The following is a 24,642-nucleotide window of genomic DNA, read 5'->3' as shown; positions in this document are numbered from 1 at the left end:
GATTACTTGTCCTCGTCGTCCACAACCTCGTAGTCGGCGTCGACAACGTCATCGTCGGCAGGCTGGGCACCGGCGGCACCGTCGGTCTGCTGCTGAGCGTCGGCGTAGACAACCTGGGCCAGCTCGTAGGCCACGGACTGCAGGGACTCGCCGGCGGCCTTGATGGCCTCGACGTCAGAGCCCTCGAGCGCCTTCTTGGCGTCGGCGATAGCGGCCTCGGCCTTGGACTTCACGTCAGCGGAAACCTTGTCGCCCAGCTCGTTGAGGGTCTGCTCGGTGGAGTAGCACAGGCTGTCGGTCTGGTTGCGGACCTCGACCTCTTCCTTCTGCTTCTTGTCCTCCTCGGCATGAGCCTCGGCGTCCTTGACCATACGATCGACTTCGTCGTCGGACAGAGCGGTGGAGCCGGAAATGGTAATCTGCTGCTCCTTGCCGGTGCCCTTGTCCTTAGCGGAGACCTTGACGATGCCGTTGGCGTCGATGTCGAAGGTGACCTCGATCTGCGGCACGCCGCGGCGGGCAGCCGGGATACCGGTCAGCTGGAACTTACCGAGCGACTTGTTGTCGCGGGCAAGCTCGCGCTCGCCCTGGAGCACGTTGATCTCGACGCTGGTCTGGTTGTCGGCAGCGGTGGAGTAAACCTCGGTCTTGGAGGTCGGGATCGTGGTGTTGCGGTCGATCATCTTGGTCATGATGCCGCCCATGGTCTCGACGCCCAGCGACAGCGGGGTAACGTCGAGCAGCAGGATGCCCTCGACGTCGCCGGTGAGCACGCCGCCCTGGACGGCAGCGCCGTCGGCAACGACCTCGTCGGGGTTCACGGACATGTTGGGCTGCTTGCCGGTCATGGTCTTGACGAGCTCCTGGACGGCGGGCATACGGGTGGAGCCGCCGACGAGGATGACCTCGGTCAGATCGGAGAGCTTAAGCTTGGCGTCGCGCAGGGCGTTGGTGACAGGCTGCTTGCAGCGCTCGAGCAGGTCACGGGTGATCTTCTCGAACTCGGCGCGGGTCAGCGTGTAGTTGAGGTGCAGCGGACCGGACTGGTTCATGGTGATGAACGGCAGGTTAATGGTGGTCTGCTGGGCGGCGGAGAGCTCCTTCTTGGCGTTCTCGGCGGCCTCCTTCAGACGCTGCAGGGCCATGGGGTCCTGGCGCAGGTCGACACCGTTCTCCTGCTGGAACTTATCGGCCATCCAGTCGATGACGCGCTGATCCCAGTCGTCGCCGCCCAGGTGGTTGTCGCCCGAGGTGGACAGAACCTCAAACACGCCGTCGGCGAGGTCGAGGATGGAGACATCGAAGGTGCCGCCGCCCAGGTCGAAGACCAGGATGCGCTGGTCAGTGCCCTGCTTGTCCAGGCCATAGGCCAAAGCAGCAGCGGTCGGCTCGTTCACGATACGCTTGACGTTGAGGCCGGCGATCTTACCGGCGTCCTTGGTGGCCTGACGCTGGGCGTCGTTGAAGTAGGCCGGGACGGTGATGACGGCGTCGGTGACGGTCTCGCCCAGATACTTCTCGGCGTCGGCCTTCATCTTTGCGAGCGTCATGGCGCTCACCTGCTCGGCGGTGTAATCCTTGCCCTCGATGTCGACGACGGCGCGGCCACCCTGGCCCTCCTTGACCTCGTACGGCACGGTCTTAATCTCGGAGGTGCACTCGGAGTACTTGCGGCCCATGAAGCGCTTGATGGAGAACACGGTGTTCTTGGGGTTGGTGACAGCCTGGTTCTTAGCGGCCTTACCCACGACGCGGTCGCCGTCAGCACGGAAGCCAACAACGGACGGAGTGGTGCGGTCGCCTTCGGCGTTCACGATAATGGTCGGAGAACCGCCCTCGAGGACGGCCATAGCGGAGTTAGTAGTACCAAGGTCGATACCAAGAATCTTACTCATTAGAAATTCCCTCTCTCTTGTGCGTTCGCGCCGCCTCGACGGTCTTTCGCGCGGCGCTTCGGCTTGTCTTTCAGGATGTAGTGTATCCCCTTATGGGCCGGAATATACAAAATCTAAGTCAATTCATATAAGATTTCTTATCTCTGAGAGTTTAGGTTCTTAAATGCGCAGGTAGATGCGCTGATTGAGTTCTCGGCAAATCTATTGAGATCTATGTAGAGTTGACTGAGGTGTGAGCCTGAAACTGTGTCCCGTTTTGGACGTGGATTACGGGATGCGGTTTCCGCAAGCACGCTCAATCGCCCTATATTACGAGTCACCTTTAGCTAACATTTACGCAGCTCACCGGCCCCACCTGCGCGTTTTTTAGTAAACCTTGGCATACTCGGCGAACGGTATGAAGATGCCGGCCAGAGGGTATTGCAAGCAGTCGCTCCCGTGGTATCTTTTTGCCCGAATCAAACCGGCGCGCATCGTCTGTAGCGTCGGTCAACAGAGAGGAAACTACCATGGCTCATCCCGTAATTGATGCCGACGAGTGCATCGCTTGTGGCGTTTGCGTCGACACCTGCCCCGCTGGCGTTCTGGAGCTCCAGGACGTCGCTACCGTCGCTGACGAGGACTCCTGCGTCGCCTGTGGCGCTTGCCAGGACGCTTGCCCCGCTGGCGCGATCACCGAGATCGTCGAGGAGTAACAACTCCCCACTTGCACACTCAAAAGTACACCGTGCACAAAAAGGAGGCCTCCGCATCGCCGCGGAGGCCTCCTTTTGCTTATATGGGCAGCTAATTTGGAGCGGGACCCTTGGCAGTTGCGGTGGAATAGTTCCTGTTTTATGGCTTGGATGCCGATTTTAGGAACTATTTCACCGCAACTTATAGATGCGGCGTCGACTAGGACAAATCGTCCTCGTAGGGCATCAGGTCTGCTAGGTAGCCTTTCTCCTTAAGCATCGCCTCGATCTCGTCGAGGGTCTGCTCATCCTCTGCCGCAATGCGATGGAAGTGGTAGCCGCTCGTCACCGTCAGCAGCGGGAAGCTCTTGCCGCTGGCAATGCCCTCAAGATAGCGCTCGATATCGCGACGGTTGCGAATGTCCAGATCGGCTGTGATCTTGCCATACACGCGATGGTTGACGATTACATTGAGCACGGCACCACCCGCGTCGACGATGCTCGTGAGCTCGTCACCTGCCTGCTCCACGCCATGGTGCACCTTGACCAGGCGCGTGGGCACGGCGGGGCTGCTGGGGGCCTCCTGCAGCACGTAGCCGCGATTGGTCGCCACGATATCGTGCCCATCGGCGCGCAGCAGGGCGATGTCTTGCACGACAATCTGGCGGCTCACACCCACCTCACGAGCAAGCGCACTGCCCGAGACGGGCTCTTTGGCTCGCTCGAGCACGCCCATGATGGCACGGCGACGCTCGCGGGCGTCCATTATTTACCGTCCAACAGACGCAGGTGCTTAAGCGAGAGGTCGAGAATCGGCGCAGAGTGCGTCAACGCCCCCGAGCTGATAAAGTCAACGCCCAGGTCGGCGAGCGCGCGGATATTGCTGGCATCCACATTGCCCGAGCACTCGGTCTTGGCGCGACCGGCGATAAGCTCAATCGCGGCAGCCATGTCGTCGTGGGTCATGTTGTCGAGCATGATGATATCGGCGCCGGCCTCCACAGCCTCGCGCACCATGTCCAGGTTCTCGCACTCGATCTCGACCGTCGCGGTAAATGACGCATGGGCGCGCGCCATCTCAATCGCGCGTGCCACGCCACCGGCGGCGTCGATGTGGTTGTCCTTGAGCATGACAGCCGTCGACAGGTTATAGCGGTGGTTGCCGCCACCGCCGATCTCGACTGCAGCCTTCTCGAAGACACGCATGCCCGGCGTGGTCTTGCGCGTGTCGACAAGCACGGTCTTGGTGCCCTCTAGCGCAGCTGCCATCCGATGCGTGTAAGTAGCGATGCCGCTCATGCGCTGCAGGTAGTTGAGCGCCACGCGCTCGCCCGAAAGCAGTACGCGCGCATCGCCGCGCACCTGGCCCACGTGGTCGCCGGCGTGCACCTCGTCACCATCGGCAACATCAAACAGCACCGAGCTCTGCGAATCCAGCAGCTCAAAGGTGCGAGCGAACACATCCAGGCCCGCGATAATGCCATCGGCCTTGGCGATAAGCTCCACCGTGGCGGGACGCGCCGTGGGGCACACGCTCGCCGTGCTCACGTCCTCAAAGGTAATGTCCTCGCGCAGAGCCTGCAGAATCAAATCATCGACGACGAGCTTCATGGTAATGGGATTCATGGTCTACTCCTCCACGGCCTGCGTGCCGGCGGCACGGGCCAAATCATCGATTGCCAGGGTGTCGGCGCTCAGGGCGCGATGACGGCCATCGAGCGCGGGATCGCCCGCCTGCTCCACGGCCAGTGACTCGCCGGTACGCATGTACCACGCGGCGCGGCGACCCCAGACCAGCGCTTCGAGCAGGCTGTTTGATGCAAGGCGGTTCTTGCCGTGAACGCCGTTGCAGGCTGTCTCGCCCGCGGCGTAGAGCTCGGGCATCGAGGTGCGGCCGTCCTTGTCGACCCACACGCCGCCCATAAAGTAGTGCTGCGTGGGCGTAACGGGGATGGGCTCGTCCAAGATGTCGCGGCCGTCCTCCAGGCAGCGTGCGCGGATGTTGGCGAAGTGCCCGGTCACCACGTCGCGCTCGACGGGGGCAAAGCTTAGCCACTCGTGCTCGGTGCCGTCCTGCTTCATCTGCTCGCGAATAGCGGCGGCGACCACATCGCGCGGCTGAAGCTCGTCGGTAAAGCGCTCACCGGCGGCATTGAGCAAAATCGCTCCCTCGCCGCGGCAGCTCTCGCTGATCAGGAAGGTGCGGCCCGGCTGCGGCGAGAACAGACCCGTGGGGTGAATCTGCACGTAGTCCAGGTGCTCCATCTTAATGCTATGCTCCTGAGCAATGTAGCAGGCATCGCCCGTGAGCTGCGGGTAGTTGGTCGAATGGTCGTACACGCCGCCGATACCGCCCGTCGCCCACAGCGTATGGCGGGCATGGATCTTAAACGGCTCGCCGACATGCACGTCCTCGGCGGCGTTTGCCAGCTCGTCGGCGGGACGAACCGAGTTGTCCTCGTCCACGGAAACGGCGACGACACCGGTGCACACCGTGGCGCCGTCACGCTCGCCCGTCAGGATGTCGGTCATGGCCACGTGCTCCAAAATCTGCACGTTATCAAGCTTGCGAACGGCCTGGAGCAGCTTAGTCGTGATCTCCTTGCCCGTAATGTCGGCATGGAAGGCAATGCGCGGACGGCTGTGTGCGCCCTCGCGGGTAAAGTCGAGGCTGCCGTCGGTCTTGCGCTCAAAATCCACGCCCATGGCCAGCAGGTCGTTGATGACCGAGCGGCTCGAGCGGATCATGATGTCGACGCTCTCGCGGCGGTTCTCGTAGTGGCCGGCGTGCATGGTGTCCTCAAAGAAGGCATCGTAGTCTGAGCCTTCGGGCAGCACGCAGATTCCGCCCTGCGCGAGCATCGAGTCGCACTCGTCGACAGCGCCCTTGGAGAGCATGACCACGCGCGTGCTCGTCGGCAGATTGAGGGCCGCGTACAGACCCGCCACGCCGCAGCCGGCAATGACGACGTCGCACTCCATATCGGGGTATTGTTTGGTTTCCACAGGAATCCTCTCCCTTGTAATGTGACATAAGGGACTGCCCCTCATGTCACATCGTTCTAGCGCGCCGCGTACTCGAGCATGCGGTCGAGCGTGAGCTTGGCCTGGTCGGCCGCCTCGTCCGACACGCCGATCTGTACCTCGCCCTCGCCCGTCTCCAGGCAGCGCACGAGCTTTTCGAGTGTGATGAGATCCATGTTGACGCAGGTGGGCTGCACCGCGGGAAAATAGAACTTTTTGCCGGTGCCCTCGCAGCGGCGCTCAAGCTCGTAGAGCACGCCGCGGACCGTCACGATGATGAACTCACTCGCGTCCGAATCCTCGGCGTACTTGATGATGCCGGCGGTGGAGCCGATGTAGTCGGCCTCGGCAAGGACGTCGGCCTTGCATTCGGGGTGCGCCAGCACGAGCGCGTCGGGATGCGCCTCCTGCGCATCGACGATCTGCTCGACGGTGATGATGTGATGGCGCGGGCAATAGCCATTGTTGAGGATGACGTGCTTTTGCGGCACCTGCTCGGCTACGAAGCGGCCCAGGTTTTGATCGGGGATGAACAGGACGTGTTGCTGCGGCAGTTCGGACACGATCTTGACGGCGTTGGAACTGGTGACGCACACGTCGCTCCAGCTCTTGATCTCGACCGTCGAGTTGACGTAGCAGACCACGGCAAGGTCGTCGCCGTACTCGGCGCGCGCCGCATCGACCGTCTCGCGCTTGACCATGTGCGCCATGGGGCAGTCCGCGCCCGGCTCGGGCAGCAGCACGGTCTTGGTGGGATTGAGCAGCTTGGCGCTCTCGCCCATAAACTCCACGCCGCACAGCACGATAGTCTGCTGCGGCAGGCTCTTGGCAAGCTTAGCCAGGTAGAAGCTGTCGCCGACGTAATCGGCAACGGCTTGGACCTCGGGCGCCACGTAATAGTGTGCCAGGATCACCGCATCGCGTTGGGTTTTTAGTTGCTGAATAGCCTCGACGAGCTCTGCGGGCACCAATGCCGCGCGCTCCGTTGCCGTCGTTGCCGATGCCAGGCCGGCCGCAATGTCGCGTGCAAGCTCCGATGCATCCATGTTCGCGCTCTGTGCCATCAAGGCCCCTCTCTTTTGGCGAATCTTGGGGCTTTAGTATGACACCTAGGTTTACAGCTGACAAGACAGCTGTAAACCTAGGTGTAAAGTTGGAATAAAGATTCAATCATGCGGCAGGTCCATTTTCGAGCTGGCAAGTTAAGGATAGTCGAGCTCTCGATAGCGCAGGAGGCATCTTTGAACGGCCGCCACGCATGGTCGACGGCATACCCGTGGCCCAGCATTCGGGCCACGGCTTTGGCACCAAGAGCATCAAGTTCGCCGTGAAGCGCATGAACGGCAACTGCCAGTTTCGCATCAACGGCGACCGGTTTGAGCTGCGCGCCGTGATGTAAGGGCGCGACAAGTCGGCGCCGCGCTCGACCCGTCAGGGCCGCCTTACCGGCTCCGGTCCGCTACAGCGGCGCGGCTGCCGGGGTCAGCTGCTTGATGTATGCCCACATGCGCTGCTTGGCGGCTTTGTCAGTGAGCGCCGCCTCAAAACCGTCGAGCGCGAGCACGCGACGACCCTGCACATGGGCGACCAAGCCGGGCTTGAGCATGGCGGTATCGAAGTCGTCGATTGCCACGAGCATGTCGGCATAGGTCTCGCGCATGGTATCGGCCGCGCGATCGTCCAACAGCAGGACCGCCTCGGGGTCCAAGGCCTCGAGCGCTTCGCGGAACAGCTCGCACGGCAGGCCCTCGCCTATCGCAACCGCTCCGTCGCCCGCGCCGGCAACACTTGCCAGCACGCAGAAATCCTCGGGCGCGTAGCCGATGGCACCGAGCGCCTTGCGCAGCGCGGCGCCGTCTGGACCGGCAGCCAGCTCGCCGCCCGCACGCTCGGCATCGTCTAAATCACCTTTTACCAGCACAATCGGCGAGCACGCGTTTCCTGCGATACGCACGCCGCGGCCCGCGAGCGATGCGAGCTCCTGCTCGGTCGCCTGGGCGATAGCTTCTTTTTTCTGGCTTTGTGACGTGGGCATGCGCTCTCCAATCGTTTGCGTGCCCACCATTATATAAAAGAGCCGCCCGCGAGTGGTTGCATTGCGGGCCGTTGGGTATAAGCACGGTCGTACTGAGTTTTACGCGGCCGAGCCGCGTCGCACTATGGAGGTCACCATGGCTGACATTAAGCAGATTACCCCCGAGAACTTCGATTCCGTCGTTAACGGCAGTCTTCCCGTGCTGGTTGATTTTTGGGCACCGTGGTGCGGTCCCTGCCGCTCGCTCTCGCCCATTGTTGACGAAGTGGCCGACGAGCTGGGCGGCAAACTTGCCGTCGCCAAATGCAACGTCGACGACAATCAGGACCTGGCCATGAAGTTTGGCGTTATGAGCATCCCCACGCTGGTTGTCTTTAAGAACGGCGAGGAAATCGACCGCTCCGTTGGCGCGCTGCCCAAGGCCAGGCTGCAGGCGCTGCTTGAGAAGCACCTGTAATACGCCGGTCATGTGCTGCCGTCCATGAGCGGTTTTGCGCCGCTCACCGGAGAGCCGGGTGCTGCGCCCGCGACCACGGATAATATGGTAATCACAAACAGCCCCCAGTGAACGGGTGCGGGTCAGACGGACTCGCACCCGTTTTCTTATGCGGTAGCGCCCCGTGCGGGCGTAGTAGAATCTGAACCACTGGATTGCCCCGAGCATAAGGAGATTTCCCATGCATGACGTCGGAATGAACATGAGCCAGCTTGCCATGAGCGTCAAGCAGGTCGACGACACCATCGAGCTCGCCCACGAGTGGAGCCATCAGCTGCTGCATGCGACCGAGAACTTTGATATGGAGCGCATTGGCGCCAAGCTCGAGGCCGCCATGGCGGCGCTCCACGAGGCACACGACGCACTCGAGGGCTATGAGGAGGCCATCGAGGCCGACCATAACTCTGTTGGCTCCGTAAAGCTGGTGTAGCGTGGCCGAGCACGAGCACGCCTGCGATCGCGAGCACGAGCATCCGCACGGGCCGACCGGCAACGTGGGCTGCCGTTGCAGCGGCTCCGCCTCAGAGCTGGTCCGTTTTTCGGTCACCGCGCCCGACGACCTGCTGCGCCGCTTTGACGAGCAGATTGCGCGCCGCGGCGACGTTGCCAACCGTTCCGAGGCCGTGCGCGACCTGATTCGCACCTCGATTGCCAAGGAGCAGATGCGAACGCCCGACGAGCAGGTCATCGGGTCGCTCACCATGATTTACGACCATCACACCGGCGACCTGACGCGCCGTCTGGACGAGGTGCAGCACGACTACACCGACGAGATCGTATCGACCATGCATGTGCATCTGGATCACCACAACTGCTTGGAGATTCTGGCGCTTAAGGGTCGCGGCGAGCGTGTCTACGAGCTGGCCGACCGTCTACTGGGCCTGCGCGGCGTTAAACACGGCGAGCTCACCTGCGCCGCCACCGAGCAGAGCCTGGGGCTGTAACGGCACACGACTGCCAATAAGGGACAGGTTTCGATGAAGGAGGGTCGCATGCGACGTGTGCATATCCATGTAACGGGCATTGTGCAGGGCGTCGGCATGCGACCGTTTGTGTATCGCGAGGCCATGGCGCACGGCATTTGCGGCTGGGTGCTCAACGCGGGCGATGGCGTGCATATCGAAGCGCACGCTCTAAGCGAGTCGCTCGACGAATTTATCGCCGCGCTTTCCGAGCATGCGCCTGCGGCGTCTCGCGTGGAGCATGTCGAGGTTGTGGACCTAGCACCCGGCAACTGGGACGCCGCTAACGAGCAGGGCTTTCGCATTGTGGCGTCGCAGGATCAAACTGCCCACACGACGCTCATCTCGCCCGACATCGCCACGTGCGACGACTGCCTGCGCGAGCTGTTCGACCCCGCCGACCGACGCTTTCACTATCCCTTTATCAACTGCACCAACTGCGGACCGCGCTTTACCATCATTCGCTCGCTGCCCTATGACCGAGCGGCCACCTCGATGGATCGCTTTCCCATGTGCCCCACCTGCGCCGCAGAGTATGCCGACCCGCTCGATCGGCGGTTTCACGCGCAGCCCGATGCCTGTTTTGATTGCGGACCGCATATTACGTGGCGCGAGGCGGACCGCGGCGTTGCGCCAGCGGTCGTCAACGCAACACCGGCCGTCGGCTCCACGCGCGAGGCCAGCGATGCCATCATCGAACGCTGCGTCGAGCTGCTGGCAGACGGCGGCATCGTCGCCATCAAGGGTCTAGGCGGATTCCACCTGGCCTGCGATGCCACCAACGAACAGGCGGTGCGCGAGTTGCGCCGTCGCAAGCGTCGCAGCAACAAGCCGCTTGCCGTTATGGTGCGAAGCCTTGCCGACGCCGAGCGCCTGTGTCATATCGATGGCATTGAGCGCAACCTGCTGGCCGGCAGTGTTCGTCCCATTGTGCTGCTGCGTCGCCGCGCAGCCGGCAACGACGCCCACAGCTCCCCCAACGCCCTCGAACTCGCGCCATCCGTCGCGCACGACTTGCCCGAGCTTGGCGTCATGCTCCCCTACACCCCGCTTCAACATTTGCTGCTCGCCGCAGCCGCGGCGCACGGCATGAGCGCACTCGTCATGACCAGCGGAAACCTGAGCGAAGAGCCCATCGAGACCGACGATGCCCTTGCATGGGAGCACCTTGTTGCCGCCGGCATCGCCGATGCGCTGCTCGGTAACGACCGCGCGATTCTGTCGCGCTACGACGACTCCGTGGTACGCGTAGTCGACGGGGTCGTCATGCCCGTGCGCCGCGCACGCGGATATGCGCCGCAGCCGCTGTCGTTGCCGGCGCTCGACAACGCCACGCCCTGTGTGCTCGCCTGCGGGCCGCAGCAAAAAGCCACGATCGCACTCACGCGCGAGGACACCGACGGCCATGCGGCCTGTTTTGTGTCGCAGCATATCGGCGATGTCGAAAACGGCGCGACTTTCGATGCTTGGAGCGCCGCACGCACGCGTCTGGAAAGCCTCTTTGACCTGGCGCCTGCCGCCTTGGCATGCGACATGCATCCCAGTTATCTGTCGAGCCAATGGGCGCGCGAGCAGGCACGGGAGCACAATCTGCCGCTTATCGAAGTCCAGCACCATCATGCGCACATCGCGAGCGTCATGGCAGAGGCGATTGCCGCAGGCCGGCTTGCGCCCGATACACGCGTCCTCGGCATCGCCTTCGACGGCACGGGTGCCGGCACCGATGGCACCATATGGGGCGGTGAGTTTCTTGTCGCCCATCTCGCCGATTTTGAGCGCGTCGCGCATCTGCGCACCTGGGCGCTTCCCGGTGGCGCCGCATCCGTACACGATGCCCGCCGCAACGCCTTTGCCCTGCTCAGCGAGCTCGACCTGCTCGAGCACCCGGGAGCCGTGGGGCTCTTGAACAGCCTTGACGAGCAAACGCGCAGCATAACGGCAACGATGATCGAGCGCGGCATCAACAGTCCGCGCACCAGCAGTATGGGTCGCCTGTTTGATGCCGCAGCCGCGATTTTGGGCATTTGCGGCCAGGCAACCTACGAGGGCGAACCCGCCATCGAGCTCGAAGCCGCCGCTTGGCGTGCACTGGACGGCAAAATCGCCCGTTTTCCCGACGACAACGTCGGCTATTCCACATCTGGCCCATCGTGGCTGGACGGCCCCGATGTGCTGGACCAGAAAGCACTCTTTGAGGCACTTTTGGAGGGAATTGAAGCCGGAGCGCCCGCCGACAGGCTCGCACTCGACTTCCATGTCGCCGTCGCGCGCTCCTCGGCGCGCATCGCCACCGAAATCTGCGCGCGCGAGGGCATTGGCACCGTCGCGCTCTCGGGCGGCGTGTTCATGAACCGACTTCTGCTCCAGCTCCTCACCCGCGAGCTCAAATACGCGGGCCTTGCTGTCTTGGTCCCCCACACCGTACCCGTCAATGACGGCTGCATCGCCTACGGTCAGGCGGCGGTCGCAAGCGCTCGTCTTGCGCAGATTGCATCGCAGTAGCTCGCCCTCACACGCCGCTGTGCCCAGCCGTCTCACAGGCGTAACGCGTTTGCCCGCAAACCCCGCGAGCGCTACCATCAACTGATGGATTATTGAGCGCCTATCCAGCGCAAAGCGTCTAAAAGGGGAACAATATGTGCCTTGCCGTTCCCGGTAAAGTAGTCAAACGCGACGACGACCTCAAGGCCACCGTCGACATGATGGGCATCGAGCGCCCCGTGTCGCTACGACTCGTGCCGACGGCGCAGGTTGGCGACTATATTCTCGTACACGCCGGCTTTGGCATCCAGATTGTCGACGAGCAGGAAGCGCAGGAGACGCTCGAGCTCGTTAATGCCATGACCGAGCTGATCGAAGAAGACCAACTGGTCAGCAACCCGGCCGAGGCATACTAGTGGCGGCCGGACAGCCGGCGCGCTCCGGTATCGACTTTTCGGCATTTCGCGATTCCAAGCTGGCCCGCGAGCTCATCGAACGCATCCATGAACTCGTCGGCGACCGCACCATCAACCTTATGGAAGTCTGCGGCACGCACACCGTGAGCATCGGCCGCTATGGCTTTCGCTCCATTATGCCGGCCGGGCTCAAGCTGCTGAGTGGCCCGGGGTGCCCCGTCTGCGTAACCGCCAACCGCGACATCGACCACGCGATCGCGCTCGCCAACATAGACGGCGCCATCATCACCACCTTTGGCGACATGATGCGCGTGCCCGGATCGTCCACCTCGCTCGCTGCGCAAAAGGCGGCAGGGCGCGACATCCGCATCGTCTATTCCCCGCTCGACGCGCTCGACATCGCCGAGCAAAGCCCCGATCGTCCGGTCATTTTTATGGGCGTGGGCTTTGAGACTACGACGCCCACCATCGCCGCCGCCATCTTGGAGGCCGAGGCACGCGGGCTTTTGAACTTTTCGGTCTATTGCGCCCACAAGACCACGCCGCCGGCGTTGCGCGCCATCGCCAACGACCCCGAGACCGCCATCGACGGCTTTATCCTGCCGGGCCACGTCGCCACCATCACGGGCTTGGCGCCCTTTAGCTTTTTGGTCGACGAGTTCAATACCCCGGGCGTGGTCACGGGATTTGAACCGGTCGATATCCTGCAGGGCATCTGCATGCTGGTCCAGATGGTTGTCGAGGGCAGGCCCGCGATCGACAACGCCTACCGCCGTGGCGTCAACGCAGACGGCAACCCCGTGGCGCGCCAGCTGGTCGAGCAGGTGTTTGAGCCATGCGGCACCACGTGGCGCGGGCTGGGGCCGATTGCCAACTCGGGCCTTTCTATCCGCCCCGAGTTCTCGCGCTTTGATGCCCGCGCTCGCTTTGACGTGCCCGTTGAGGCGACGGTCGAGCCGCGTGGATGCCGCTGCGGCGACGTGCTGCGCGGGGCCATTACGCCGAACAGCTGCCCGCTCTTTGGCCGCACCTGCACGCCCGAGCACCCCGTCGGACCGTGCATGGTGAGCTCCGAGGGCAGCTGCGCGGCGTACTACCGCTACCGTAACTAGCCTGGACGCACCCGCACACTGGCACCACCCACGATTGGAGTTTTGGATATGTCCCATAGCATCACCGATAGCACCGTCCTGTTGGGCCACGGCTCTGGCGGTCAGATGATGAAACGCATCATCGATGAGGTCTTTTTGGATGCCTTTGGGTCGCCCGAGCTGCTCGAGGGCAACGACGCCGGCGTCGCCGCGCTGCCCGCGAGCGGGCGCATCGCCATGTCGACCGACAGCTTTGTAGTCTCGCCGCAGTTCTTCCCCGGTGGCAACATCGGCCGCCTTGCCGTGTGCGGAACCGTCAACGACGTCGCGACCTCGGGCGCCAACGTGCGCTACCTGTCGTGCGGCTTTATCCTCGAAGAGGGCTATCCCATGGATAAGCTCCGCCAGATTGTGCAGACCATGGCCGAGACGGCGCGCGAGGCGGGCGTGTCCATAATCACGGGCGACACCAAGGTGGTCGAGCGCGGCGGGGCCGACGGCGTCTATATCAATACCGCCGGCGTGGGCGAGGTTCCCACGGGCGTGGCGCTCAGCGGCGCCAACTGCCGCCCCGGCGACGTCATCCTGGTGTCGGGCACACTGGGCGACCACGGTATCGCCATCATGAGCCAGCGCGAGGGTTTGGCCTTTTCGAGCACGATAGAAAGCGACGCCGCGCCGCTCAACCACCTGATTGCCGACGTTCTGGCCGCAGCGCCCGGCACGCGTTGCTTTCGCGACCCCACGCGCGGTGGCCTGGCGTCCACGCTCAACGAGTTTGCCCAGGCAAGCGGTGTTGCCATGGAGGTTGACGAGGATGCCGTGCCCGTGCGTCCCGACGTGCAGGCCGCCTGCGAGATGCTCGGCTACGATGTGCTGCAGGTGGCAAACGAGGGCAAGATGGTCGCCGTGGTGCCGGCCGAGCAAGCCGATGCCGCGCTGAGCGCCATGCGCGCCGCCCGCTACGGCGAGAATGCCGCCATCATCGGTCGCGTGCTGCCGCTTGCCGAGGGCTCCCGTCCCGCCGTGCGCGTGCGCACCGGCTGGGGCTCGACCCGCATCCTCGACATGCTCGTGGGAGAGCAGCTGCCGAGAATTTGCTAGGGCGGAACCGCACGGTCGGCGCGATGCGGCTTGGTATCCCTGGAGATGTTCAGATTCCAAGCACGCCCAACGCGGAAGCCCAGTATTATGAGGTGCGTTTTAAATCCAATGACGGGAGCTTTCATGGCAGCAGCTTTTTCCCATGTGATCTTTGACCTGGACGGCACCATCCTCAACACGCTCGAGGATCTGGCGGCCGCCGGCAACCATACCTGCGAGACGCACGGCTGGCCCACGTTTGCCGTTGACGAGTACCGCTACAAGGTGGGAAACGGCATGCTCAAGCTGGTTGAGCGTTTTATGCCCGCCGAGTACGCGGGCGACGGCCGTATGTTTGAGCAGACGCTCGCCGAGTTTAGGGCTTACTACGGCGAGCACAAGGAGGACCACACCGCCCCCTATGCCGGCACAATCGAGATGCTCGACCGCCTGCGCGCCGCGGGTGTGCAGCTAGCCGTGCTCACTAACAAGGACCACGTCTCGGCGGCTCCGCTTATCGAGAAGTATTTTGGTCCCGAGCGCTTTGCGCTGGTACAGGGCCGTGTCGATGCGTTTCCGCCCAAGCCCGAAGCACCCGTCACGCTGCATGTGATGGAAGAGCTGGGTGCCGATCCGGCAACCACGCTCTATGTGGGCGATTCCAATGTCGATATCCTGACCGGTCACAACGCCGGCCTTAAGAGCGCGGACGTCAGCTGGGGCTTCCGCGGCCGCGCAGAGCTGGAAGCCGCCGGCGCCGACTACGTGGTGGACACCCAGGCAGAGCTCACGGCGCTGGTACTGGGCGAGTAACCGCACATCCCTCCACGGGCAGCTAATGTGGGACGGGGCTCTTTTAGCTGCCCCCGTACCAAAGAAGTGTCCCCAACTGCCGGCAGAAAAGGAACGTCCCCAAGTGCCGCCCCAATGACTACCATGGCAACGCCGCAGGTAGAGGACGGACAGCGAAAACGCCCCTAAGCGAGCAAGGTGACGTGAAATGAAAGGGCGCTGACCTTCTGGTCGCGCCCTTGAAATTGAACGTCAGATTGCCGCTTAGGGGCGTTTGCAGCGTCGAGCAGTTACGCGGTTCGTAGAACCGCGTAACCCCCTAGCTCATCATCGCATTCATCATCTCGGTGGTTGCGGAATCGTCGGCAGACCACTCGTTATCCTCGTTGGCGGAATATTTAAAGGTGACCTTGGTGTCCTTGGTCTTAGCGGCCTTGGTCACGTCGACCATGACCTGGCCGGCCATCTTGTACAGGTCATCCTCGGAAGGCATCGTATCGAGTGCGGCGACCTTCTCCTGATACTGGGTGGCGAAATCTTCGACGATCTTATTCATGGACTTGCAGGTGATGGTAACCTCGGCGGTCGCAGTGCCCTTGTCCTCATCGACCGTCACATCGCCGATCTTGTAATCAAAGCCCTCGAGATAGCTCTTGGCGTACTCCTTGGGATCGATGCCCAGTTGCTCAAACTCGTCGCCCGAAGCCTCTTCCAGACCGGAGAGGAAATCATCGCCGCCGTTCTTGATCTCGTCAAACTGGCTCGTAAGGTCGTTGGTGATGAGCTCTTCCACCGAAGGCCCTCCGCAGCCGGAAAGCAAAACCACGCACGCGACCAGGGCAGCCATCAGGGGCGCAAGCAGCAGCTTCTTTTTCATGACATTCCTCCAAACAAGCGGCGCCGCGTTCCCTGCGCAGCGCACGTCGTAACAGCAAGTCCATATTAGCGGCCCGGCCCAACCCCCTGCGTCGCAAAAGCGCAGGCGGCTCAATTTGACGAACGAATGGCCCGTAAAGCAAGCCCCTTGCAATAAAATGCACCTGTTTAGCCTATTAAAAAAGGGTGGCCGGACAACCCGACCACCCTTGCGCATCTTCTGGATGCCGCAGACTACTTGCGGACGACCTTAACGATGGCGTCACCGGCGGCGACGGCAGACTCGGCCTCGACGGCGAGCTCGACGTCAGCGAACTCGGCGGTGTTGGACACGGCCACGACGACGCAGTCCTTGTAACCGGCGGCAGCGATCTTGGCGCGGTCGATCTTGAGTATGGGCTGACCAGCTTTGACAACGTCGTCGGCCTTGACGAAGCCCTCGAAGCCATCACCGTTCATGTTGACGGTATCGACGCCAACGTGCACCAGAACCTCGATGCCGCTATCGGACTGCAGGCCCACGGCGTGACCCATGGTGACGGTCACCTTGCCGTCGCAGGGAGCGTAGACCAGGTCGTCCTCGGGCCACACAGCGCAGCCCTTGCCCAGAACCTCGCCACCAAAGACGGGATCGGGCACGTCGGCCATCTTGATGACCTTGCCCTTGACAGGCGAGCACAGCACGTCGGCGCCAGCAGAAGCAGAGATGGAGGCCGGAGCAGCAGCTGCCGCGGGCTCAGCCTTCTTCTTAAACATGTCAAACAGACCCATATGTTTTCTCCTCTTGATTAAGCGCAACGTTATGCGCATGCCTATGGTGATTATAGTGCCAAATGATCAAATTGCTAAGGTGAGGGCTCGAATCGCAAGCCCTTCCCGGTAGTGCTCGCGGGATGAGTATCTCCTTTGCATCGCGGGTCGATAAGCCGAGTATCGCCTGCAGGTTATGGAGCGCATGGAAGGGCTCTACCAGACCACGCTGGCCGAAACGCAGGAGCTGCTCGACCCCACGCAGCTTGACCACGCCGCCAAGCTCATCGCAAACGCCCGACAGGTCGACATCTACACGGGCTCGCACAACCTCTATCCAGCAGGAATGTTCCGCGACCGCCTGCTCTCCGCCGGCAAAAGCGCAACGTGCCACGACGGCGCTGAGGCCCAGGTGCGTACGGCGCTCGCCTCGGGTCCCGACCATGCGGCAATCGTCATCTCCTACAGCGGCCTTGCCCCCAACCTCAAGGACATCTTGCCGATTCTCAGCAGCCGGCATGTCCCGGTCATCGTCATCGGCACGCCTTATTGCGCTCGCATTCACCCTGGCTTTGCCGCCTACCTCACGGTAAGTGACCACGAGAGTATGACGCATCGCATCACGCAGTTCGCCAGCCACATCGCCGTGCAATACGTGCTCGATTCGCTCTACAGCAGCTACTTCGCCAAAGACTACGACCGCTGCGCCGAATTCCTGGAGCGATCGTTTCCCTACACCCGCCTGCCCGGGCTTAAGTAGCGACGAGCGCGGATTTTCGGACGCTTATCTAACGAGCGTGGATAATCTCCCACTTTGAGCCCGCACACAGGCCAAAACCGGGAGATTATCCACGCTCGTGTTGAATGCTCCGTTTTCCTCTGCGCCCGAGGGACCACTCGACCACCTTGCACCAAAGCAATAACGACTTCTCGTCATTAGATTATTCAAATCGACTCTAATAACTATTTTCGCCATAAACTCGTTATTAGAATTGATATGATTAGCCTAATAGCGAGTTTCCGGCACTAAAGATATGGAGGGCGCGATGCAAATCGAGGAGAACGGCCAGGGAACGCTCCGCAATAATCTATCGGGGAAATTGGCTTACTATTCGTTTTTGCCAACGCCCTTGCAATCATTGAGGCAGCTAAACCTCACTGAGGAAACCTATCGCACGCTTTCCACATGCTCACGAAAGCTTGGAGAGCTTGAAGGCATGCTCTACTTTGTTCCCAACGCCGACATGTATCTGACAATGTATGTGCGCAAAGAAGCACTCCTTTCTTCGCAAATTGAGGGAACCCAGTGCACGTTTGACGACCTACTTAGTCCATCGCAAACCCAACTCCATCATAAAGATGTCGCAGATGTCGTGAATTATGTCCGTGCTGTCGACCGCGGCGTAGAACTGCTCAAAAAGATGCCCTTGTGTACGAGGCTTCTCAGGCAGGTTCATGCGGTCCTGCTGGACGGAGTGCGCGGAACGGAGAAGAATCCAGGCGAGCTGCGCTCCTCACAAAACTGGATTGGCCCTTCAGGCTGCACCATTGCAACTGCATCGTTCGTCCCTCCAAACATTGAAGATTTGAGCAACACGCTCCAGGACCTCGAACGATTTATCAATGAGCCTCAAGTCGAAATGGATCCGATCGTGCGGGCGGCGCTCGTCCATTACCAATTTGAAACTGCCCATCCATTCCTAGACGGAAACGGTCGCCTGGGCAGGCTTCTCATTACACTTATGCTCATCAATGATGGCGTTCTTCATTCTTGCTTGTTCTACCCATCGTTCCAGTTCAAGAAAAATCGAAGCGAGTACTACCGGCAACTCACATCCGTAAGGGAGCGAGGCACTTACGAGGAATGGATAGAGTTTTTCTGCGCCAGTCTTCTTGAGAGTGCGAAGGACTCGGTAGGGTCTTTAAAGAGTCTTGTTGATCTCCACAACCGTTCGACGGCAGCTATTACCGAAAATCTCGGAAGGACTGCCGCAAACGGACAAAGGCTGCTGAGCCTTCTTGAAGAGCATCCCATCCTCGACACCGCATTTATCGCTGCCCGACTCGATATCGGTAGGAGCACCGCGAGCTCGCTCGTCAAATCATTTGAAGAATTGGGTATCCTCCGTCCACTCGACGAGTCAAGACAGAGATACCGACAGTACGGGTATGAAGAGTATCTTTCGATTCTCAGGGAAGACGCTGAGCCGATTAGATAAGCACCGCAGCCCAGCCATATTAAAACGAGCGTGGATAATCTCCCACTTTGAGTCCACACACAGGCCAAAAACGGGAGATTATCCACGCTCATTTCTGACTAGTCATTGGGGACGTTCTTAAACGACTAGTCAAACAAGAACGTCCCCGATGACTACTTGCGACAAGGCAACGCCGATGTTTTGGCAACGACAGACACTATGACCCAATCCGAGGGCACTAAAAAGATAGGAGCCCCCGCTCGTGACCGCGGGTCGGGGCTGCGACAATGATGTTGAAGTGCCATAGGCGCAGCCGCGCCGCAACGAGGTTGGGAGGCTCCCATGCCAAAGTATTCTACCGCGTTCGGGATGGACGTCCACCTGAGGTCGACCACCGTCTGCGCCCTCGACGCGGACACCGGCGAGGCCGTGACGAGGAGGTTCCCCGGCAACCCCTGGGGCGAGATCGCCGGGTGGATGGATGGGTTCCCCGGGCCGTCGCTCGCGGCCTACGAGAGCGGCTACCTCGGCTTCGCCCCGCAAAGGGAGCTCGCCGGGCTCGGCGTCGAGTGCGTCGTCGCCGCGGTCTCGAAGATCCCCAGGTCGGCCGCCGACTCGGCCTCCAAGAACGACAGGAACGACGCCGCCAGGATGGCCAAGGCGATACTCGCCCACGACATCTCCCCCGTATGGATCCCCTCCCCCGAGGTCGAAGGCATCAGGGACCTCGCCGGCGCCTACGACGGGGCGACCGCGCGCCTGGCGACCGCCAAGCAGCGGCTGCTCGCCTTCCTCGCAAAGCGAGGGTTCGTCTACGGCGGCACCACGCCCGCCGGCAACCCGAGGAAGTACTGGACCTACGACTTCCTGAGGTGGCTCGACAAGGTCAGGCCGGAGGACGATGGCGGGGTTCGGACGCTCGCCGCCCTGAGGAACGAGGTCGAGGCCGCGGCGGAGGCCCGGGCGGACCTGCTCTCCGAGTACAGGGCCGCCGTGGATGCCAGCCCGATCGCCGCGGAGGTGGCCGCCCTCCAGTCGATCAAGGGCTGCGCCTTCGCGCTGGCCGCAGCCTTCTCGGCCGAGGTCGGCGACTTCACGAGGTTCCGTTCCGGAAGGCAGGTCACGGCCTATTTCGGCCTCGCGCCGAGTCAGAGGTCGAGTGGCGACTCCGTGCGGCTCGGAGGCATCAGCGGTGCGGGCAACGCGCTCGTGAGGAAGCTGGCCGTTGAGGGTTCATGGTGCTACGCCGCGGCACGGCACCAGCCGAAGCTCATGCCAAGGGACACGGGCGTGCCCCTCGAGATAAGGATGCACGGGAGGAAGGGGTCCGAGCGGCTCCTGCGGCGGCGCAAGGAGATGCTCGCCCGCGGCGTGCCCGCGGCGAAGGCCAACGCGGCCACCGCGGCCGAGCTCGTGAGGTGGCTCTGGGCCCTCGGCATGATGTGCCGGGAGGGCGCGGAATAGACATAGCCCCCGTCCCGGCGAGCCGGGCGGCCTTCGGGGATACCCCCTATTTCGCTGTGCGCGCGGAGCCCTCCGCATGCGCCTCGACAGACTTGGGGAACCCCGCCGAAGGAACGGAGTGCGGGCCGACAGAACGGTATCCGCGGATATGAGACTGAGCCGAAGGCGTCGACGACATGCCGGGGGCGGACCGGGACGGGTTCAACGGCAGGCCCCGCCGACCGATTGCAAGCGGTCGGCGGGGCCATTGTGGCTCTTGACAGCGGATTGGGTCATATGAGCGAAAGCCCGCCAGAGCGAGCAAGGTGCCTTGAAACGAGGCGGCATTGACCTTCTGGTCATGCCGCCGAAGCTGAAAGGCAGATTGCCGCTCTGACGGGCCTGCAGCGTCAACTGGTTACGCGGGTTGGTAAACCCGCGTAACTACCTACTCCCGAGCTCCGTACTGCTCGTAGTAGGCGTCGATGGCGGCCTTGAGCTCGTCATCGATGACGACCTTGCCATCGATCTCGTGGTTGTAGAGGGTCTCGACGACCTCGGCCATGGAAACGATGCTCGCGACGGGGAAACCGTACTTGGCCTCGATCTCCTTCTGCGCGGTGGTCACGCCGCCCTTGCCGACCTCCATGCGGTTGAGGGACACGATCAGGCCCTTGATTTCGACGTCGGCAGCAGCCTTAACCTTGGGATAGGTCTCGTCGATGGACTTGCCGCTGGTGGTGACGTCCTCGACCATGACCACGCGATCGCCGTCCTGGGGCTCATAGCCCAGCAGGTTGCCCTTGTCGGCGCCGTGGTCCTTGGCCTCCTTGCGGTCGCAGCAGTACTTGACCTCCTTGCCGTACAGCTCGTGGTAGGCAATTGCGGTCACGACGGCCAGCGGAATGCCCTTGTAGGCCGGCCCAAACAGCACGTCAAAATCGTCGCCAAAGTTATCGTGGATGGCCTGGGCGTAATACTCGCCCAGCTTCTTGAGCTGATAGCCCGTCACGTAAGCGCCGGCATTCATAAAGAACGGAGACTGACGGCCGCTCTTGAGCGTAAAGCTGCCGAACTTAAGGACGTCGGACTCAACCATAAACTTGATGAACTCTTGCTTGTAAGCCTCCATGCGGGCTCCTCTCGTAATCGCGTACGTGCCTTCCAGTTTAGCGCAGGCGAAGCGTCGATGCGGGCGCGCTTTGGGGCCACGGCATTCTGTAAAGGCTTTGTCAGAGGGAATGGTTTTCCGAACAATGGGGTTGACATGTCAAACCCCCTCATCAAGAATACGGGCGGATTAAAAAGGGGTACGAGATACCCAAAGCGCGCTGCGCTCAGCCTTTAGGAGGTGTGCCATGGAAGGCAGTCCTAGTCGAAAAACCTGCATGTCGCCCTCGGCACGCCGCGAGGACTCCGCACACGCATAAACGCCACCGGCAGATCGTCAACCCCCCCACAAAGGTGCCTGTCCCCTTTGTGGTAGTTCGTGAGCTTGACGTGAGCGACATCTAGGTTTTTTGCAACTCAATACGACACGTACGCTAACTCCCTTCAACAAGGAGGACCCTATGCTGATGCTCAAAACCGCCACGGTTCTCGAAGCCATCTCCAAGCGCCGCCGCACGGCGCGCCCTGCCGCTCGCACCGGCCTGTCCAAGAACACCATATTCGCCGCCACCCATAGCGCCGAGGACGCTCTCGTACTGCTTGACGCCACGGCAAACGGCCTCACCGCCGAGCAGGCAACCGAGCGCCTGGATGCCGCCGGCCCCAACACCATCGAAGCGCCGACCAAGACGCTCGCCCGCCGCATCGCCGGCGCGTTCATCGATCCCTTCGCCGGCATCCTCGCCGCGCTCGCGCTGGTCTCACTCTACATCGACGTGCTCGCCGTGCCCGAGCCGCAGCGCGACCCCTCCACGGTCATCGTCATCAGCATCATGCTGCTGGTATCGGGCGGCATGAAGTTTATCCAGGAAGCCCGCAGCGGCAATGCGGCAGAGGCCCTCAAGGACCTGGTCTCCAACACTTGCACCGCCCTGCGCGACGACGAGCGCATCGAGATCCTCTTCGACGAGCTCGTCCCCGGCGATGTGATCCGCCTCTCTGCCGGCGATATGGTGCCAGCAGATGCCCGCGTCATCACCGCGCGCGACCTGTTTGTCATCGAGTCCGCACTCACCGGCGAGAGCGAGGCAGTCGAGAAGACCGCTGCCGTCACCGTCGTCGAGGGTGCCGACGGCTCCGCGCCGCCACTCTCTGCCTGCAAGAACATCGTCTTTACCGGCACCTCCGTGCAAAACGGCACCGCCATGGCGCTTGTCGTTGCCACCGGCTCGGACACCTACCTGGGCGGCATCGCCAAGATACTCAACGGGCGCGGCGAAAAGAGCGCGTTTGACCGCGGCGTCTCGAGCGTCTCCATGTTGCTCGTACGCCTCATGCTCGTTATGGCGCCGGCCGTCTTTGCCATCAACGCCGCCACCAAGGGCAACGTCATCGACGCGCTGCTGTTCGCCACGAGCGTGGCCGTGGGCATCACGCCGCAGATGCTCCCCGTCATCGTGACCACGAGCCTGTCGCAGGGCGCCAAGGACCTCGCCCGTCGCCAGGTTATCGTCAAGGAGCTGCCGGCGATTCAAAACCTGGGCGCCATGGACGTCCTGTGCTGCGACAAGACCGGCACCCTCACCGAAGACCGCATCGTGCTCGAGCGCTACCTCAACACCGATGGCAACGAGGACGCGCGCGTGCTGCGCCATGCGTTTTTGAACAGCTTCTTCCAGACCGGCCTCAAAAATCTTATCGACCTGGCCGTAATCGACCGTGCCGATGTGACACCCTCGACCGTCGCACCCGATTCCATGCTGGGCCAGAGCCTGCGCGACCGCTACACCAAGGTCGACGAGGTTCCCTTCGATTTCTCGCGCCGTCGCCTGAGCGTAGTTGTCTCCGACGCCCAAGGCAAAACCCAGATGGTTACCAAGGGAGCTGCCGAGGAAATGCTCGAGATCTGCTCCTTTGTCGAGGTCGATGGCATCGCCCGGCCGCTCGCCGAAGACAAGCTCGCCCAGATTCGCAAGCAGGTCGCCGATCTTAACGCCGAGGGCCTGCGCGTGATTGCCGTGGCACAGAAGACCGATCCGCGCTGCGTGGGCGAGTTTGGCATCGCCGACGAATGCGACATGGTGCTGATGGGCTTTTTGGCCTTCCTCGATCCGCCCAAAGCAAGTGCCGCGGGAGCCGTCGCCACGCTCGAAGCCAAGGGCGTGGCGGTCAAGGTCCTGACCGGCAACAACGACCGCGTCGCCGCCACCGTCTGCGAGCAGATTGGTATCGATGCGAGCAACGTCTTGCTCGGCTCCGAGATCGATGCACTCGATGACGCCGAGCTTGCCGAGCGCGCCGAGAAAACCCACCTCTTCGCCAAGCTCTCGCCACTGCAGAAGGCACGCCTGGTGCGCGTCATGCGCGAGATGCTCGACCACACCGTGGGCTTTATGGGCGACGGCATCAACGACGCCGCCGCCATGCGTGCGAGCGATTGCGGCATCTCGGTCGATTCGGCCGTCGACATTGCCAAGGAATCCGCCGATATCATCTTGCTTCAGAAGGACCTGGGCGTGCTCGAACGCGGCATCATCGAAGGCCGCCGCACCTACGGCAACCTGCTCAAGTACCTCAAGACCACAGTGAGCTCCAACTTTGGCAACGTGCTGTCCGTGACCGTCGCAAGCCTGTTCTTGCCGTTTTTGCCCATGAGTGCCCTGCAGCTGGTGCTGCTGTCGCTCGTCTACGAGATCGTGTGCATCACGCTACCGTGGGACACCGTCGATGACGCCTGGACTGCCCGTCCGCGCTCCTGGGACGCCGCGTCCATCAAGGGCTTTATGCTCGAGCTGGGCCCCGTGAGCTCGCTGTTTGACATCGTGACCTTCGCCGCGCTCTTCTTTGTGGTGTGCCCCGCCGCCGTGGGCGCAAGTTGGGCCGAGCTCGCCGCTACGAGCAATGTCGCGAGCATGGCGACCTTCGCCGCGCTCTTCCAGAGCGGCTGGTTTGTCGAGTCCATGTGGTCGCAGACGCTCGTGATCCACATGCTGCGCTCCCCGCGCCTGCCGAGCCCGCGTGACCACGCCGCGCCCGCGCTGTGCGCTCTCACCGTGCTAGGCCTGGCGCTTGTCACCTGGCTGCCGGCAAGCCCCATCGCCGATGCACTCGGCCTCATGACGCTACCCGCGAGCTTTTTCGCGCTGCTCATCGGCATCGTTACCGCCTATATCGCGCTCACCCAGCTGGCAAAGCGCCGCTACATTGCACGCCACGGCGAGCTACTGTAGCGAGCAGACGGAAAACACCCTGCCAGCTGCCGTTGCCACTACCACAGCTGCCAACGCCTCTGCCGCTGCCGCAGTCTGTCCCCTCA

The 24,642-nt window shown here is 62.2% G+C and carries 23 protein-coding genes; 14 read left to right on the top strand and 9 right to left on the bottom strand.

Going from position 1 to position 24,642, the window contains the following annotated elements; all coding sequences use genetic code 11:
- Positions 1–2: 2 nt before the first annotated feature.
- Positions 3–1,895, bottom strand: a complete 1,893-nt coding sequence (gene dnaK, locus ACKUUJ_RS02540; protein WP_055310046.1) for a molecular chaperone DnaK — start codon at positions 1,893–1,895, stop codon at positions 3–5.
- 509 nt (positions 1,896–2,404) lie between these two features.
- On the opposite strand from dnaK, the gene ACKUUJ_RS02535 reads away from it, so the two are divergent.
- Positions 2,405–2,590, top strand: a complete 186-nt coding sequence (locus ACKUUJ_RS02535) for a DUF362 domain-containing protein (RefSeq protein ID WP_118080210.1) — start codon at positions 2,405–2,407, stop codon at positions 2,588–2,590.
- Between the two features lie 199 nt (positions 2,591–2,789).
- Here ACKUUJ_RS02535 and ACKUUJ_RS02530 read toward each other — a convergent pair whose 3' ends face one another.
- From ACKUUJ_RS02530 to nadA, 4 genes are read right to left on the bottom strand one after another with little or no spacing between them, the layout of a single operon-like run.
- Complete coding sequence (locus tag ACKUUJ_RS02530) at positions 2,790–3,335, bottom strand: transcription repressor NadR (protein ID WP_409064554.1); 546 nt, start codon at positions 3,333–3,335, stop codon at positions 2,790–2,792.
- A complete protein-coding gene (gene nadC, locus ACKUUJ_RS02525; protein ID WP_409064553.1) occupies positions 3,335–4,195 on the bottom strand; it encodes a carboxylating nicotinate-nucleotide diphosphorylase in 861 nt (286 codons plus the stop codon). The genes ACKUUJ_RS02530 and nadC overlap by 1 nt, the downstream gene beginning before the upstream one ends.
- 3 nt (positions 4,196–4,198) lie before the next feature.
- The gene (locus ACKUUJ_RS02520) at positions 4,199–5,575 is read right to left on the bottom strand and encodes an L-aspartate oxidase (protein WP_409064552.1); all 1,377 of its coding nucleotides are present in this window, start codon (positions 5,573–5,575) and stop codon (positions 4,199–4,201) included.
- 56 nt (positions 5,576–5,631) lie between these two features.
- Positions 5,632–6,657 (bottom strand): quinolinate synthase NadA, encoded by a 1,026-nt coding sequence (nadA, locus tag ACKUUJ_RS02515; protein ID WP_390396589.1) that lies wholly within the window; start codon positions 6,655–6,657, stop codon positions 5,632–5,634.
- A 212-nt stretch (positions 6,658–6,869) separates the two neighbouring features.
- Between nadA and ACKUUJ_RS02510 the strand changes: the two genes are divergently transcribed.
- Positions 6,870–6,992 (top strand): hypothetical protein, encoded by a 123-nt coding sequence (locus ACKUUJ_RS02510; RefSeq protein ID WP_409064551.1) that lies wholly within the window; start codon positions 6,870–6,872, stop codon positions 6,990–6,992.
- A 60-nt stretch (positions 6,993–7,052) separates the two neighbouring features.
- Here ACKUUJ_RS02510 and ACKUUJ_RS02505 read toward each other — a convergent pair whose 3' ends face one another.
- Positions 7,053–7,628, bottom strand: coding sequence for a hypothetical protein (locus ACKUUJ_RS02505; protein ID WP_368156339.1), 576 nt, complete (start codon positions 7,626–7,628; stop codon positions 7,053–7,055).
- A 136-nt stretch (positions 7,629–7,764) separates the two neighbouring features.
- Between ACKUUJ_RS02505 and trxA the strand changes: the two genes are divergently transcribed.
- The 8 genes from trxA (at position 7,765) to ACKUUJ_RS02465 (ending at position 14,970) form a co-directional block, all read left to right on the top strand.
- Positions 7,765–8,085 (top strand): thioredoxin, encoded by a 321-nt coding sequence (trxA, locus tag ACKUUJ_RS02500; protein WP_409064550.1) that lies wholly within the window; start codon positions 7,765–7,767, stop codon positions 8,083–8,085.
- Between the two features lie 220 nt (positions 8,086–8,305).
- The gene (locus tag ACKUUJ_RS02495) at positions 8,306–8,554 is read left to right on the top strand and encodes a hypothetical protein (RefSeq protein WP_006235225.1); all 249 of its coding nucleotides are present in this window, start codon (positions 8,306–8,308) and stop codon (positions 8,552–8,554) included.
- A gap of 1 nt (position 8,555) precedes the next feature.
- Complete coding sequence (nikR, locus tag ACKUUJ_RS02490) at positions 8,556–9,068, top strand: nickel-responsive transcriptional regulator NikR (protein WP_409064549.1); 513 nt, start codon at positions 8,556–8,558, stop codon at positions 9,066–9,068.
- 48 nt (positions 9,069–9,116) lie between these two features.
- Positions 9,117–11,588, top strand: a complete 2,472-nt coding sequence (gene hypF / locus ACKUUJ_RS02485; protein WP_409064548.1) for a carbamoyltransferase HypF — start codon at positions 9,117–9,119, stop codon at positions 11,586–11,588.
- Positions 11,589–11,722: 134 nt separating this feature from the next.
- Positions 11,723–11,983, top strand: a complete 261-nt coding sequence (locus ACKUUJ_RS02480; RefSeq protein WP_409064547.1) for a HypC/HybG/HupF family hydrogenase formation chaperone — start codon at positions 11,723–11,725, stop codon at positions 11,981–11,983.
- Positions 11,983–13,095: a hydrogenase formation protein HypD gene (gene hypD / locus ACKUUJ_RS02475; protein WP_409064546.1), complete on the top strand. Its 1,113-nt coding sequence runs from the start codon at positions 11,983–11,985 to the stop codon at positions 13,093–13,095. The genes ACKUUJ_RS02480 and hypD overlap by 1 nt, the downstream gene beginning before the upstream one ends.
- A 48-nt stretch (positions 13,096–13,143) precedes the next feature.
- Entirely contained in the window at positions 13,144–14,178 is a 1,035-nt protein-coding gene (gene hypE / locus ACKUUJ_RS02470) for a hydrogenase expression/formation protein HypE (RefSeq protein ID WP_409064545.1), read from the top strand.
- Positions 14,179–14,301: 123 nt separating this feature from the next.
- Positions 14,302–14,970: an HAD family hydrolase gene (locus ACKUUJ_RS02465; RefSeq protein WP_409064544.1), complete on the top strand. Its 669-nt coding sequence runs from the start codon at positions 14,302–14,304 to the stop codon at positions 14,968–14,970.
- A gap of 298 nt (positions 14,971–15,268) precedes the next feature.
- Here the strand turns inward: ACKUUJ_RS02465 and ACKUUJ_RS02460 are convergent, their stop codons facing one another.
- Positions 15,269–15,826, bottom strand: coding sequence for a hypothetical protein (locus ACKUUJ_RS02460; protein ID WP_117583656.1), 558 nt, complete (start codon positions 15,824–15,826; stop codon positions 15,269–15,271).
- Between the two features lie 233 nt (positions 15,827–16,059).
- Positions 16,060–16,596 (bottom strand): PTS glucose transporter subunit IIA, encoded by a 537-nt coding sequence (locus ACKUUJ_RS02455; protein ID WP_022093778.1) that lies wholly within the window; start codon positions 16,594–16,596, stop codon positions 16,060–16,062.
- Between the two features lie 184 nt (positions 16,597–16,780).
- On the opposite strand from ACKUUJ_RS02455, the gene ACKUUJ_RS02450 reads away from it, so the two are divergent.
- The 3 genes from ACKUUJ_RS02450 to ACKUUJ_RS02440 all read left to right on the top strand — a co-directional run bounded on the left by ACKUUJ_RS02450 (position 16,781) and on the right by ACKUUJ_RS02440 (position 20,237).
- Entirely contained in the window at positions 16,781–17,335 is a 555-nt protein-coding gene (locus ACKUUJ_RS02450) for a MurR/RpiR family transcriptional regulator (protein WP_409064543.1), read from the top strand.
- Positions 17,336–17,621: 286 nt separating this feature from the next.
- On the top strand, positions 17,622–18,794 hold the full coding sequence (locus ACKUUJ_RS02445) for a Fic family protein (RefSeq protein WP_409064542.1): 1,173 nt from the start codon (positions 17,622–17,624) through the stop codon (positions 18,792–18,794).
- Between the two features lie 321 nt (positions 18,795–19,115).
- The gene (locus tag ACKUUJ_RS02440) at positions 19,116–20,237 is read left to right on the top strand and encodes an IS110 family transposase (protein ID WP_349089033.1); all 1,122 of its coding nucleotides are present in this window, start codon (positions 19,116–19,118) and stop codon (positions 20,235–20,237) included.
- A 427-nt stretch (positions 20,238–20,664) separates the two neighbouring features.
- Here the strand turns inward: ACKUUJ_RS02440 and pyrE are convergent, their stop codons facing one another.
- Positions 20,665–21,348 carry an orotate phosphoribosyltransferase gene (pyrE, locus tag ACKUUJ_RS02435; RefSeq protein ID WP_117630014.1) on the bottom strand — a complete coding sequence of 228 codons (684 nt, stop codon included), beginning with the start codon at positions 21,346–21,348 and terminating at the stop codon, positions 20,665–20,667.
- A gap of 439 nt (positions 21,349–21,787) precedes the next feature.
- Between pyrE and mgtA the strand changes: the two genes are divergently transcribed.
- Positions 21,788–24,556 (top strand): magnesium-translocating P-type ATPase, encoded by a 2,769-nt coding sequence (mgtA, locus tag ACKUUJ_RS02430; protein WP_409064541.1) that lies wholly within the window; start codon positions 21,788–21,790, stop codon positions 24,554–24,556.
- Positions 24,557–24,642: the final 86 nt, after the last annotated feature.

This window comes from Collinsella sp. wc0583, assembly GCF_046116915.1.
Classification (GTDB): Bacteria; Actinomycetota; Coriobacteriia; order Coriobacteriales; family Coriobacteriaceae; genus Collinsella.
This window is presented reverse-complemented; position numbering and strand designations above follow the sequence as displayed.